This is a genomic window from Sphingomonas sp. R86521 (assembly GCF_042466235.1).
Taxonomy (GTDB): domain Bacteria; phylum Pseudomonadota; class Alphaproteobacteria; order Sphingomonadales; family Sphingomonadaceae; genus Sphingomonas.
In genome coordinates, this window is sequence record NZ_JAXHBY010000001.1 from 3,516,203 (window position 1) to 3,529,788 (window position 13,586).

13 protein-coding genes are annotated in these 13,586 nt (G+C 66.7%); 5 read left to right on the forward strand and 8 right to left on the reverse strand.

What is annotated here, in order from left to right:
• Together SJY20_RS16195 and SJY20_RS16200 are read left to right on the forward strand one after the other, a co-directional pair.
• Complete coding sequence (locus SJY20_RS16195; protein ID WP_380787944.1) at positions 1–297, forward strand: integration host factor subunit alpha; 297 nt, start codon at positions 1–3, stop codon at positions 295–297.
• Complete coding sequence (locus SJY20_RS16200; RefSeq protein ID WP_380788757.1) at positions 297–680, forward strand: MerR family transcriptional regulator; 384 nt, start codon at positions 297–299, stop codon at positions 678–680. Before SJY20_RS16195 ends, SJY20_RS16200 begins: the two co-directional genes overlap by 1 nt.
• 141 nt (positions 681–821) lie before the next feature.
• On the opposite strand, the gene SJY20_RS16205 is transcribed toward SJY20_RS16200, so the two are convergent.
• From SJY20_RS16205 to rpmI, 7 genes are all read right to left on the reverse strand, one after another.
• Positions 822–2,390 (reverse strand): peptide chain release factor 3, encoded by a 1,569-nt coding sequence (locus SJY20_RS16205; protein WP_380787945.1) that lies wholly within the window; start codon positions 2,388–2,390, stop codon positions 822–824.
• A gap of 219 nt (positions 2,391–2,609) precedes the next feature.
• A complete protein-coding gene (locus tag SJY20_RS16210) occupies positions 2,610–3,494 on the reverse strand; it encodes an aldose 1-epimerase family protein (protein WP_380787947.1) in 885 nt (294 codons plus the stop codon).
• A gap of 121 nt (positions 3,495–3,615) precedes the next feature.
• Positions 3,616–6,030 (reverse strand): phenylalanine--tRNA ligase subunit beta, encoded by a 2,415-nt coding sequence (gene pheT, locus SJY20_RS16215; protein WP_380787948.1) that lies wholly within the window; start codon positions 6,028–6,030, stop codon positions 3,616–3,618.
• Positions 6,027–7,121: a phenylalanine--tRNA ligase subunit alpha gene (gene pheS, locus SJY20_RS16220; RefSeq protein ID WP_380788759.1), complete on the reverse strand. Its 1,095-nt coding sequence runs from the start codon at positions 7,119–7,121 to the stop codon at positions 6,027–6,029. The genes pheT and pheS overlap by 4 nt, the downstream gene beginning before the upstream one ends.
• Before the next feature lie 98 nt (positions 7,122–7,219).
• Positions 7,220–7,549: a GIY-YIG nuclease family protein gene (locus SJY20_RS16225; protein WP_380787950.1), complete on the reverse strand. Its 330-nt coding sequence runs from the start codon at positions 7,547–7,549 to the stop codon at positions 7,220–7,222.
• A 198-nt stretch (positions 7,550–7,747) separates the two neighbouring features.
• A complete protein-coding gene (gene rplT, locus SJY20_RS16230; protein WP_056054375.1) occupies positions 7,748–8,113 on the reverse strand; it encodes a 50S ribosomal protein L20 in 366 nt (121 codons plus the stop codon).
• Positions 8,114–8,126: 13 nt separating this feature from the next.
• Complete coding sequence (gene rpmI, locus SJY20_RS16235; protein WP_147083819.1) at positions 8,127–8,330, reverse strand: 50S ribosomal protein L35; 204 nt, start codon at positions 8,328–8,330, stop codon at positions 8,127–8,129.
• A 168-nt stretch (positions 8,331–8,498) separates the two neighbouring features.
• Between rpmI and SJY20_RS16240 the strand changes: the two genes are divergently transcribed.
• Entirely contained in the window at positions 8,499–10,643 is a 2,145-nt protein-coding gene (locus SJY20_RS16240) for an AsmA family protein (RefSeq protein WP_380787951.1), read from the forward strand.
• Positions 10,644–10,894: 251 nt separating this feature from the next.
• On the opposite strand, the gene SJY20_RS16245 is transcribed toward SJY20_RS16240, so the two are convergent.
• Complete coding sequence (locus SJY20_RS16245; RefSeq protein ID WP_380787953.1) at positions 10,895–11,743, reverse strand: inositol monophosphatase family protein; 849 nt, start codon at positions 11,741–11,743, stop codon at positions 10,895–10,897.
• 67 nt (positions 11,744–11,810) lie between these two features.
• Here SJY20_RS16245 and SJY20_RS16250 point away from each other — a divergent pair, with 67 nt between their 5' ends.
• Both SJY20_RS16250 and SJY20_RS16255 read left to right on the forward strand, forming a co-directional pair.
• Entirely contained in the window at positions 11,811–12,362 is a 552-nt protein-coding gene (locus SJY20_RS16250; protein WP_380787955.1) for a peroxiredoxin, read from the forward strand.
• A gap of 79 nt (positions 12,363–12,441) precedes the next feature.
• On the forward strand, positions 12,442–13,470 hold the full coding sequence (locus SJY20_RS16255; RefSeq protein WP_380787957.1) for a GGDEF domain-containing protein: 1,029 nt from the start codon (positions 12,442–12,444) through the stop codon (positions 13,468–13,470).
• Positions 13,471–13,586 lie beyond the last annotated feature (116 nt).

Consider the following 13,586-nt stretch of genomic DNA (forward strand, 5'->3'; position numbering starts at 1 on the left):
ATGACCACTGGGACGCTGACACGCGCCGATCTCGCTGAATCGCTGCACCGCGAAGTCGGTTTGTCGCGCGCGGATTCCTCGAAGATCGTCGAGCAGATCCTGGCCGAGATGTGCGGCGCGCTGTCGCGCGGCGAGAACGTGAAGATCTCCGGCTTCGGCACCTTCGTGCTGCGCGACAAGGGCGAGCGCGTCGGTCGCAACCCCAAGACCGGCATCGAAGTCCCGATCGCACCGCGCCGCGTGCTGACGTTCCGCGCCAGCCAGATGATGCGCGAACGCATCGTCGGCGCGGACTGATCGGGGTGCCGGATACGCCCGACGGCGAAGCGGGCGGCAAGACCGGCACCGCGTTCCGCACGATCGGCGAACTGTCGCGCGAGACCGGGCTGCCCCAGCATATCCTGCGCTATTGGGAGACCCGCTTTCCCCAGCTGCGGCCGCTGCAGCGGGCGGGCAACCGGCGTTATTACCGGGCGGAGGATGCCGCGCTGGTCCGGCGGATCGACACGCTGCTGAACCGCGAGGGCTATACGGTGCGCGGCGTCCAGCAACTGCTGGCGGCCGAGAAGGGCCCACCTGCGATCCCGGGACCGGGGGAGATCGTCGCGCAGGCCGAGTCGCCGATGGTGGCTCTGCGCGCTATCCGTGACCTGCTCGCTGCGGCGCTGGCTGCGGACTAGTCCTCAGGATCCTCCCCTGCAAGGGGAGGTGGCTGGCGCTTGCCCGACGGAGGGATGACACCCTCTCGATAGCGCGACACCCCTCCGTCAATCCTGCGGACTGCCACCGCCCCTTGCAGGGGAGGATCAACCGAGAAGAACCTACCGCTCGCGGGTGGCGGCGAACTTCACCTTGGCATAGCGGTCGGCGATGTAGCCGACCTCCCACGCGCTCTTTGCCAGGAACACCGGGTTGCCGTCGCGGTCCTTGGCCATCGCGCCGCGGTTGATCTCCATGAACGCCTTCAGGTCGGCGGGGTCGGCCGCGCTGATCCAGCGCGCGGTGTCGAACGGCGCAGGCTCGAGCCCGGCGGCGACCTTGTACTCCGCATCCAGCCGCGACAGCAGCACTTCGAGCTGCAACTGGCCGACCACGCCGATGATCCAGTTCGAGCCGATGTCGGGATAGAACACCTGAGTCACCCCCTCCTCGGCCATGTCGTCCAGGGCTTTGCGCAACTGCTTGGTCTTGGTGAAGTCCTTAAGCACGACGCGGCGCAGGATTTCGGGCGCGAAGTTCGGCAGGCCGGTGAAGCGGATCGTGGCCTTCTCGCTCAGCGTATCGCCGACCCGCAGCGTGCCGTGGTTGGGGATGCCGATGATGTCGCCGGGGAACGCCTCGTCCGCCAGCTCGCGGTTCTGCGCGAAGAACAGGATCGGCGAGTGGACCGCGATCGGCTTGCCGTGGCCCGTCGGCGTCAGCTTCATGCCGCGCTTGAAGACGCCCGAGCAGAGCCGCATGAACGCGATCCGGTCGCGGTGATTGGGGTCCATGTTGGCCTGCACCTTGAACACGAAGCCGGTGACTTCGGGTTCGTCGGGCGAGATGGGGGCGGGCTCGGCGGGCTGCGCGCGCGGTGGCGGCGCATAGTCGGCGAGCGCGGCGATCAGTTCGGCGACGCCGAAGTCCTTGAGCGCCGAGCCGAAATAGACCGGGGTCAGGTTGCCCGCGCGATAGGCTTCCGGGTCGAAGGTCGAATAGCCGCCCTGGGCGAGTTCGGCCTCGTCGTTCAGGCGGATCATCGCTTCGGGGCTGAGGATCTTGGCGAGTTCGGGATCGTCGATGCCGGTGAACGGGATCGCCTTGCCCATGAACTCGCGGCTGTCGCCTTCGGGGCGGCTCAGCGTGTTGGCGTAGAGATCGTAGACGCCCTCGAACTCGCCGCCCATGCCGACCGGCCAGCTCATCGGGCAGACGTCGAGCTGGAGCATCTCGGCCACCTCGTCGAGCAGCGAGAACGGATCGCGCCCCTCGCGGTCGACCTTGTTGACGAAGGTGATGATCGGCACGTTGCGCAGCCGGCAGACCTCGAACAGTTTTCGCGTCTGCGGCTCGATGCCTTTCGCGGCGTCGATCACCATGACGGCCGAGTCGACTGCCGTGAGCGTGCGGTAGGTGTCCTCGGAGAAGTCTTCGTGGCCAGGGGTGTCGAGCAGGTTGAAGGTGATGCCCTGGCGCTCGAACGTCATCACCGACGAGGTGACCGAGATCCCGCGCTGCTGCTCGATCTTCATCCAGTCGGAGCGGGCGCGGCGGGTCTGGCCGCGCGCCTTCACCTCGCCGGCGAGGTGGATCGCGCCGCCGAAATACAGGAGCTTCTCGGTCAGCGTGGTCTTGCCGGCGTCTGGATGCGAGATGATCGCGAAGGTGCGGCGGGGAAATTGGGTCATGGCGAGGGTCCGGGGAGCGCGGGTGACCGGCTCGGGAAAAGAGGATGCGCGCTCTTGGCAGATGTAGGGCGTGGAGGACAGTGGCGCTTCGACAGCACTGGTTCCAGCCGAGACCGCTCCGTTCTTCTCCGTTCCCCCGCGGAGGCGGAGGCCCAGGGTAGCGAACGTAACGGCTGAGACCCTGGGCTCCCGCTTTCGCGGGAGAACAGTGGAAATACTTCAGCGAGCGGTAGCCACCAGCGTCACGCTCATGGTGATGCTCTTCGTGTTGCCCGCAGCAACCTCGAACACACCGGGCTTATCACGATAGTCGCCGGTATAGCCTTCTGGGTCGGCAATGCCGTGCCAAGGCTCGACGCAGACATAGGCCGCGCCGGGCTTGGTCCAGATGCCGAGTTTCGGCGTGTCGGGGAAGGCGATCCTCAACTGCGGGCCGGTCTTTGCGCCGTAGGTGACGGCGTCGGAGTGGATCGGGTCCCAGACCAGTGCGTCCTTTGCGAAGAGTTCGTCGCGGAGAGCGATCACGCGGTCCTCTACCGGCGACGGACGTTCGTCGACCGCGATCTGGCCATCCGGGCTGATCGCTTTCAGCTTGTTGGGCTCGTCGGCGTTGAACGTGATGCGGTGATCCGCGCGGGGCTCGCCGTACGGCAGCGGCCAGGCAAAGGCAGGGTGGAAGCCGAAGCTTGCCGGCATGGCGGCGTCGGTGCGGTTCTGGATCCGCGCTTCGATTCCAAGCGTCGTACCGTCGAGCGTGAAGACGATATCAAGCGCGAACGCGAAGGGGTACGCGGCGCGCGTCTCTTCGTTGTCGGTCAGGCGGAAGGTGGCGGAGGTTTCCGACTGCGCCACGACGTCGAAGGTCGAGTGGCGGGCGAAGCCGTGCTTCTGCATCGGGTAGGCCTGGTCGTCGAGGCGGATGACGCCTTCGTTGACGACGCCGACGACGGGGAAGAGGATCGGCGCGTGACCGGTCCAATAGGCCGGGTCGGCGTTGGTCATCAGTTCGCGGCCGTCGGCGTCGTGGAGGTGGGTGAGCTCGGCGCCGTGCGGGTTGATCTGCGCGGTGAGGTGGTCGTTGGCGATGGTGATCAGGTCGGTCATGGAGTTCCTTCCTTCTTAGGTCGTGCCCTCACCCTCGCCGCCTTCGGCGTCTCTCCCTCTCCCCCTCGGGGAGAGGGAAGGGGCCCGCGGCCACTTGGCCGTGGGAAGGGTGAGGGCACGCTTAGACGCGCAAGCTCGCGCCTTGCTTGGCGGCGGCGGCGACGACCTTGTCGGCGATCGCCTTCAGTTCCTCGTCGGTGAAGCTCTTGGCGGTCGGCTGCAGGACGATTTCGACCGCGACCGACTTGTGGCCGTCCTCGACCCCTGCCCCGGTGAACACGTCGAACACGCGGGCCGAGACGATCGCGACCTTGTCCGCCCCCTTGACCGCGCGGACCAGCGTGTCGGTGGCGAGCGCTGCCGGCACCAGGAACGCGAAGTCGCGGCGGACGGCTTGCAGCGCCGGCGGCGTGTAGGCCGGACGCGCGAAGCCGGTGGCGCGCTTGGGCGGGATGGCGTCGAGGTAGACTTCTACCGCGGCGACGGCACCATCGAGATCGAACGCTTTCAGCACTGACGGGTGGAGCATGCCGAAGCTTGCCAACACGGTCTTCGGCCCGAGGCGGAGCGTGCCGGACTGGCCGGGGTGCCATGCGTCGCCCGCCTCGCCCATCACTTGGAGGTTGTCGACGGGCGCACCCGATGCGGCGAGAAGCGCGAGCGCCTCGGCCTTCGCGTCGTAGGCATCGAAGCTGGCTGCCTTACCGTCGCGCCAGCCGCGTGGGCGGCGGTCGCCTGCAAGGACCACACCCAAAGTGGCGCGCTCGGCCTCCGCCAGATATCGGCGGCCGATCTCGAACAGGCGGACACTCTGTGCCCCGCGCTTGAGGTTGCGGCCGGTCGCTGCGAGCAGGCCGGGGAGCAGCGACGGGCGCATGACCTTGAGGTCTTCGCTGATCGGGTTGGCGAGCGTCCACGCGCCGCCACCGAAAGGCGCGGCTTCGGCGTCGGAGAGGAAGCTCCAGGTTACCGCTTCGTCGAGCCCTCGGGCCGCCGCCGCGCGACGCGCCCTACGTTCGAGCTTTTGCTCGGGCGTGGCGGTCGGCTTGGCGACGCCGGGCATGCGGGGGAGCGGCGTCGAGGGGATGTTGTCGATGCCCTCGATCCGGACGACTTCCTCGACAAGGTCGGCGGGGCCGTCGACGTCGCGCCGCCAGGTCGGGACCGTGACGGGCCATTTGCCCTCGATCGTCGAGAACAACGCGTCGCTGAACGCGTCGGCGGACTTGATCGCGCCGATCGTGAAGCCGAGCGACAACAGCGTCCGCGCCTGGCGTTCGGGGGCGACGTGGAGGCCACCGAGGTCTGCGCTCAAGCGCGGATCGTAGTGGATTACGCGCGACTCGAGCGGGGGCTCGCCCGAACGGGTAATCTCGCTGGCCGTGCCGCCGCAGATGTGGAGCACGAGCGCGGTGGCGATCGCCAGGCCGTCTTCGAGGAACGCCGGGTCGACGCCGCGTTCGAAGCGGCTGCGCGCGTCGGAGGTGAGCGTGAGCTTCTGGCCGGTGCGGGCGATGTGGTCGGGATCGAAATACGCGCATTCGATCAGCACGTCGGTGGTGTCCGCGGAGACGCCCGAATGCTCGCCGCCCATGATCCCGCCGATGTCGTGCACGGCCGCGTCGTCGGCGATGACGGTCATGGTCGCGTCGAGCGTGTAGGTCTTGCCGTTGAGGGCGACGACCTGCTCGCCGTCCTTGGCCTTCCGCGCGACGAGGCCGCCGGAGAGTTTCGCGCGATCGTAGACGTGGAGCGGGCGGCCGAGATCGATCATCAGATAGTTGGTGATGTCTACCAGTGCGGAGATCGGCTTCTGGCCGATCGCGATGAGGCTGCGGCGCATCCATTCGGGGGATTCGCCGTTGGTCACGCCGGTGACGGTCTGTGCGAAGAAAGCGGGGCAGCCGTCGGTGTCTTCGGTGCGGACGTCTGGACCCGCGCCCTCGCTCGTGAACGCGTTGAACGTCAGTGGCGTAAGTGTGCCGAGACCGGCGGCGGCGAGGTCGCGGGCGATGCCGCGGACGCCCATGCAGTCCTGGCGGTTGGGCGTGATCGCGACGTCGATGACCGGGTCCGTGAGGCCGGCATAGTCGGGGTACGGCGTACCGATCGGAGCGTCGGCGGGCAGTTCGATGATGCCGTCGTGATCCTCGCCGAGTTCCAGCTCACGCGTCGAGCACATCATGCCGTTGGATTCGACGCCGCGGATGCTCGCGAGCTTGAGCGTCACGTCGAGGCCGGGGACGTAGGCACCGGGCGCGCCGAACACGCCGACCAGGCCGGCGCGGGCGTTGGGCGCACCGCAGACGACCTGCAGCGGACCGTTGCCGGCGTCGACCGACAGCACCTGCAGCTTGTCGGCCTGCGGGTGGCGCTCGGCGCTGAGCACCTTGGCGATCTTGAACGCGGCCAGCTTCTCGCCGGGGTTCTCGACGCCTTCGACCTCGAGGCCGATACGGGTCAGCGCCTCGACGATCTGGTCGAGCGTAGCGGTGGTTTCGAGGTGCTGCTTGAGCCAGCTGAGGGTGAACTTCATGCGCCGACTCCGCCGGACAAGGTGGGGACGTCGAGGCTTGAAAAGCCGTAATGCTTGAGCCAGCGGATATCGCCGTCGAAGAACGGGCGGAGGTCGTCCATGCCGTATTTGAGCATCGCGAGGCGGTCGATCCCGCAGCCGAACGCGAAGCCCTGCCACTCGTCGGGGTCGAGCCCGCAGGCCTCGATGACTTTCCGGTGGACCATCCCCGATCCGAGGATCTCGAGCCAGCCATCGGGTTCGGCGCCGCCGACGACGCGCTTGCCCTTCACCAGCGTGTAGCCGACGTCGATCTCGACCGACGGCTCGGTGAACGGGAAGTAGCTGGGGCGCAGGCGGAGCACGATGTCGTCGCGCTCGAAGAACGCCTTCACGAACGTCTCGAGCGTCCACTTCAGATGGCCGAGCGTGATGCCCTTGTCGATCACGAGGCCCTCGACCTGATGGAACATCGGCGTGTGCGTCGCGTCAGAGTCCGAGCGGTAGGTGCGGCCCGGCGCGATGATGCGGATCGGGGGTTTCTGCGACAACATCGTGCGGATCTGGACCGGCGAGGTATGCGTGCGGAGCAGCGAGAAGGTGTTCTTCTCGTCGGCGGTGCCAGCGGCCTTCGCGTCGATCCCCTGCTGGAGGTAGAAGGTGTCGTGCATCGCCCGCGCGGGGTGCGTCTCGGGGATGTTGAGCGCAGTGAAATTATGCCAGTCGGTCTCAATCTCGGGACCGGTCGCGACCGCGAAGCCCAAGTCGGCGAAGATCTCGGCAAGTTCGTCCATGACCTGCGACACCGGATGGATCGTGCCCGCAACGGCACCGTCGGCGGGCAACGTCATGTCGAGCGTTTCGCTGGCGAGGCGCGCGTCGAGCGCGGTGCGTTCGAGCGTGGCCTTGCGCTCGGCGATGCCGTTGGCGACGGCTTCGCGGAGGCCCTGGATCAGCGGGCCTTGGACGAGGCGCTCGTCCGGCGTCATCTTGCCGAGCGTCTTCAGCAGCGCGGTGATGCTGCCCTGCTTGCCGAGCGCCTCGACCCGGCACGCCTCAAGCGCGTCGAGGCCCGGCGACGCGGCGATCGCGGTCAGCATGTGTTCGCGCATCTGATTCAGGTCTTCGGTCACTGTTTCGCCATCCTAAATTCGGTCGTCGCCCCTGCGAAAGGCATACACATCCCTGATAGCCATTATTGGCGTTGCGGCTATGGGTTCCCGCCTCCGCGAGAATGACCGAGCGGGGCGAATCCCAGACCGATCGCGAGATCGCCCCAGTCCAGATTGCCCTCTTCGATCAGCCGCAGCTTCCAGTCGCGGTTCCACTTCTTGAGCTGCTTTTCGCGCGTGATCGCCGCGTCCATCGTGTCGGCGACCTGGTAGTGCACCAGCCTGTGGACGCCGTAGCGGGAGGTGAAGCCCTTGATCAAGCCTTCGCGGTGCTGATGGATGCGGCCGAGCAGGTTCGAAGTGACACCGATGTAGAGCGTGCCGTGGCGACCGCTGGCAAGGATGTAGACGCAGGGCTGCCAGTCCATCCGCTGTCCTCATCCGTCATTCCCGCGGAGGCGGGAACCCATACTGGCGGACGTTCGGGGCAATCACAACGGTTCGGAGTTTATGGGTTCCCGCCTCCGCGGGAATGACGGCTCGAGGCGGCAAGGATAAACCCCGAACGCAGAAAGGGCGCCGGTGGATACCACCGACGCCCTCCCGAAACGCACCTCGGTCGCGAATTACGCGGCCTGGGGGAGAGCCGCCTTCACCTGGGCGACGATCGCGCTGAATGCAGCGCCCTCGTGCATGGCGATGTCGGCCAGGACCTTGCGGTCCAGCTCGATACCCGCAAGCTTCACGCCGTGCATGAACTGCGAATACGTCAGACCCTCGGCGCGGACGCCGGCGTTGATGCGCTGGATCCACAGGCCGCGGAACGTGCGCTTCTTAACCTTGCGGTCGCGGTAAGCGTACTGGCCGGCCTTCTCGACGGCCTGGCGGGCGATGCGGATGGTGTTCTTGCGACGGCCATAATAGCCCTTCGCCTGAACCAAAATACGCTTGTGCTTGGCGCGGGTGGTTACACCCCGTTTTACGCGTGCCATTCTCTAATTCCTCTCAGCTCAGGCCGTAAGGCGCCCAGGCCTTAACCGCTGCGGTGCTTGCCTTGGACAGCAGCTTGGTGCCGCGGTTCTGACGAATGTACTTGCCGTTGTGGTGGGCAAGACGGTGGCGCTTGCCGGCGACACCGTGCTTGAGCAGGCCGGTGGCGGTGAGCTTGAAGCGTTTCTTGACGCCGCTCTTGGTCTTCAGCTTGGGCATTTCGATCCTTTCGGTTGACGAAGGGAACGCTGAAACCGCCGCGGCAGCCCACACTGGCCGGGCGATTCGTAAGGCGCGAACCTTTCGAGGAAGCGGCGCGCATAGCCGCATTAATGCGGCATATCAACCATGGTGGAACCGCCGGGGCGCCCATGCGATACGCCTTGCATGGATGCGACCGCACAGACCGAGCCCCCCGCGGCGCCCCCCGCCCCCGTGCCTGCCCCCACCGAGGAGCGACGCGCCCGGCAACGGCGGATCATCCGCAACACGATCCTGGGAATCGTGGGAGCGATCTTCGCGGCGTGGCTGGTGCTGTACATCACCAAGGGGCGGTTCCTCAAACACACATTCGAGCGCTTCGTCGGCGCGCAGACCCACCGCACCGTCACGGTGGGCGGCGATTTCCAGCTCTATTTCGCGCCGTTCCGCATCAAATTCTACGCCGAGAACTTCACGATCTCGAACCCCGACTGGGCGACGCGACCGAACCTGTTCCAGGCGACGCGGCTCGACACGCGGATCGCGCCACTGTCGCTGATCTTAGGCAAGCGGCGGCTATATTGGCTCGACCTAGCGAACGGCGCGGTCGACCTCGAATGGAACGCTGCGCACAGCGCCAATACCTGGACGTTCGACACCGGCAAGAAGGGCGGCAAGCCGCTGGAATTCCCGCGGATCGACGTCGCGACGGTGACCGGTACGACGGTCCGCTACCTCGATCCGCGGATGCGGGTGCTCGCCGATCTGAAGGTCGCCGACATCCGATCGGTCGACGCGCAGATCGGGCGTGCGGTCGGGCTGACCGGCACGGGTCGGCTGCGCGAGACGCCGTTCACCGTCACCGCGCAACTCCTGTCGCCCGATGCGACCGCCAATCGCGGCCAGAACAAGCTGGTCGCGCGGATGCGCGCGGCGGGCAATGTGATCGACGTCGCCGGCACGCTGCCGAGCATCGCCGATGTCGAGAACGTGCCGCTGGCGGTGACCGCGCGCGGCGCCAACCTGTCGACGCTGCTCGGGATCATCGACGTCGCGATCCCGAACACGCGGACCTATCGCCTGCGCGGTCAGCTGGTGAAACACGGTGAGGAGTATCGCTTCACGCATCTGACCGGCATCGCGGGCAATACCGATCTCGCGGGCAAGCTGACGATCACGAATGGCGAACGGATCCATCTCGATTCGGTGCTCGCGACCAAGAGCCTCGATATCGTCGATGCGGCGCCGTTCATCGGGTATAATCCCGATATCGTCGAAGCGAAGGGCGCCGTCGCCGCCGCCGCCGCGACCGGCGCCGCGCCGCAACGGCTGATGCCCGACGCGAACCTGCCGATCGAGACGATGCGGCTGTTCGATGCCGACCTGAAATGGACGATCGGCGTCGTCAAATCGAAGAACATCCCGATCTCGAACGTCGACCTGACGCTGGACCTGGAGCGCGGGCGGCTCGCCTTGTCGCCGCTGACCTTTGCGATGGCGCGCGGCAACGTGTCGTCGGACGTGGTGTTCGACACGCGCGCGAGACCGAGCGCGGTGTCGTACGATATCCGGCTGGCACCGACCCCGATGGGACGGCTGCTGCGGGGCTATGGCCTGGTCGAAAGCGGCACGACGGGCACGATCAAGGGTCGGATCGAACTGAAGGGTCGCGGCGATTCGATCCACGATTCGCTGTCGACCGCAACCGGCCGGATCGCGTTCGTGATGCCGTCGGGTGCGCTGTCGGTGCGCAACGTGCAGCTTGCCGAACTCGATATCGGCACGTTCGCGCAGCGCATGTTCCAGGGCAAGCTGAACCAGCCGGTGCAGGTCAATTGCGGGCTGATCGGCTTTACCGTCCGCAACGGCGTCGCAGCTGCCGACCCGGTGCTGATCGATACCTCCAAGAACGTGATCGTCGCGCGCGGCGGGTTCAGCTTCCGCAACGAAGCGATCGACCTCGCCTTCCGCGCCGATTCGAAGAAGTTCAGCCTGTTTGCGGGACAATCGCCGGTCGGCATCGACGGCGTGTTCGCGGCACCCGGGTTGCGGATCGTCAGCAAGGACCTGCTGGCCCGCGTGGGGAGTGGCCTGGGCCTCGCGCTGGTGGCGACCCCGATCGCCGGCGTGCTGGCGTTCGTCGACGTCGGCGATGCGAAGTCGACCGCCTGCGGGCCGGTGCTGGCCGGCGCGACGGCCAACGCCCAACGCACCACCAAGGGTGAGCCACGCGACGACGTCGGACATGGGACGACCGCCAAGGCCGAGAACGGCAAGGCGAGCGCCGAGGAGAAGAAGGGGCAGAAGAAGAAGTTCCTGGGAATCTTCTGATCGCGCGCTCCGTCATCCTGGCGAAAGTCTGGACTTCCGTCATCCTGACGAAAGTCAGGACCCAGAGCCTTGAGCGCAGCGCCGGTAACCCTGGGTCCTGACTTTCGTCAGGATGACGGAGTGGGTTGGACGACGGACTAGCCGCTCGTCATCCCAGCGAAGGCTGGGATCTTCCCGGGGCTAGGTGAGCGCTATCCTTCGGGAGACTCCAGCCTTCGCTGGGGTGACGGATGAGCGCGCGGCCGATGGGGTCAGTGATCGTGGCCGTCGTGATCCGCATGGTCGTGCCCGTAATGGTCATGCCCCTGCACACCGTGCATCGCCTCCAGCACGTCATCCATCCGCGCGGCGTCGCCGATCGCGAGGACATGGCCTTCGCTCGCGGCCGTCAAAGGTTCGCCGTTCCAGTCGCACATCCGCCCGCCGGCACCCTCGACGATCGGCACCAGCGCGGCGAAATCGTAAAGCTTCAGGCCGGATTCGCAGACCAGATCGAGGTGCCCGCTCGCGAGCAGTCCGTAATTATAGCAGTCGCCGCCATAGACCGGACCCTGGCGCGGATTGCCGCCCGACACCGCGGCGACCAGCGCGAGGAAGGGCTGGACGTCGCCTTCGTCGAACAGATGCGGGCTCGTGGTAGCGATGACCGCGCCGTCGAGCGCGGCGCAGGTCCGGGTGCGGACGGGGACGCCGTTGAACGTCGTCGGACGCCCCGCGACGCCGACCCAGCGTTCGCGCTGCACCGGCTGGTCGATGATGCCGAGCACCGGCCAGCCGTCCTCGACTAGTGCGATGAGGGTTCCGAATATCGCGCGGCCGACGGTGAAGCTGCGGGTGCCGTCGATCGGATCGAGCACCCATTTGCGATTGGTGACGCCAAGCTTTTCGCCATGCTCCTCGCCGATCACGCCGTCGCCCGAGCGTTCGGCATCGAGCAGGCGCCGCATCGCGGTCTCGGCTTCGCGGTCGGCGAGCGTCACCGGCGAGCGGTCGTCCTTGATCTCGAGCCCGAACTCGTGGCGGAAATAGGGGCGGATGATATCGCCCGCAGCGTCGGCGAGGCGGTGGGCGAGGTCGATATCGGCTTGGGTCACAGGCATGACGCCGACCTATCGCAGACCGTTACGTCGCGCTAGGACGGGCGTAGATTAGGAAGAGGAAATACCGATGCGCCGCATGCTCACGATCGCCGCCGCCCTGACCGTCGCCGCCGTACCTCTTGCCGCCCCCGCCGCCGCGACGCTGGCACCGGGTGCAAAGGCGCCGGACTTCACGACGCGTGGCGCAATCGCGGGCAAGGTGTTCACCGTGCATTTGGCGCAGCAGCTGAAGAAAGGGCCGGTCGTGCTCTACTTCTTCCCGGCGGCGTATACCGGCGGCTGCAACGCCGAAGCCCACGCCTTTGCCGAGGCGATCCCGGCGTTCACCAAGGCCGGCGCGACCGTGATCGGGATGTCGGCGGACACCGTCGACACGCTCGCCAAATTCTCCGCCGAAAAGTGCGCCGGCAAGTTCGCGGTGGCCAGCGCCGGCCCCGCGGTCGTCAGCGGCTACGACGTCGCGCTGCCGCAGCAGGTCAAGGGCCGCAGCGTCACCAGCCGGACCAGCTATGTCATCGCAAAGAACGGCACGATCGGCTTCGTCCATTCGGACATGAATCCGGCAGACCATGTCAGCATGACGCTGGCCGCGGTGCAGAAGATGGCGGGAACGAAATAATTCGTCGCTATTCGCACCGGTTCTGGTGACCTTATCCTAACGGTTTCGGGTCTAAGCCGACTCGGGGACGGAGGGTATGATGCAGGATGCGCAGTTCGCGCCGATGAGGACCGGGAGGCTATTCGATCAGGTCGGTGCGTTTCTCGATGCGCATCACCTCAGCCCCGACCCGGTGCATTATTGCTTTGCGTTCGCGGTGGTCTCGGCGCCGGGCAGCGCGCTCGCGCGGCGCGTCGCCGAACTGACGCAGGGGGGTGTGCGGCTCAAGCGGCTCGATATCGAGATGCTCGGCGGACGCGTCGTCGGTGACGGGGCGGTCGAGCTAGCTCGGCCGGAAGCGGATCCGATCGACGACCGCGCCGCCGAACTCGTCGAGGAAACGCAAAACCAAGTCGACGGGTTCGCCAAGATGGTGCGCGACATGCGCGCCGAGACTCAAGGGTTCGGGCGTGACCTGGAACGCAGCGCCGCGGCGATCTTTCGGGTGCCGCAGATCGCCGAGATCGATGCGATCGCGAGCATCACGACGCGGATGATCGCCCGGATCCACGACAGCGAGGTCCGGCTGGCGCAGGCGACCGAAGAGGCGGATGCTTTGCGCACCAAGCTGGTCGAAGCGCGCGAGACCGCGCGGCGCGACACGCTGACCGGACTGCCCAACCGTCGCGCCTTCGAGGAAGCGTTCGCCGAGCGCGATGCCGATGCCGGCCCTTACTGCCTGGCGGTGTGCGACATCGACCGGTTCAAGCGGATCAACGACGAATTCGGCCACGGCGTCGGCGACCGCGTGCTGAGCGCGATCGGCCAGGCGATCGCCGCCGAATGCTCGCCCCATCTGGTGGTGCGCCACGGCGGCGAGGAGTTCGCGGTGCTGCTGCGCGGGATGAACTTGGTCGAGGCCGCAGACCTGCTCGACAACGTGCGCGCGACGGTTGCAGCCAAGCGCTTCCGCAACCGAGACAGCGACGCCCCGATGGGGCAGATCACCTTTTCCGCCGGAATCACGGCGATCCAGGTAAGCGACACCGTGGAAACCGCGTTCGCGCGCGCCGATCGGCTGCTCTACACCGCCAAGAACAGCGGCCGGGACCAAGTGTCGGCCGCCTGACGCCGGATTATGGCGGAATTTGCAGCGGAGAATGGCATCGAATGCCAACCCGCTGCCGGCTCAAAAACTAAATCGAGCAATATCAACGCGGTCTGAAACTGGCACGCGTCCTGCAA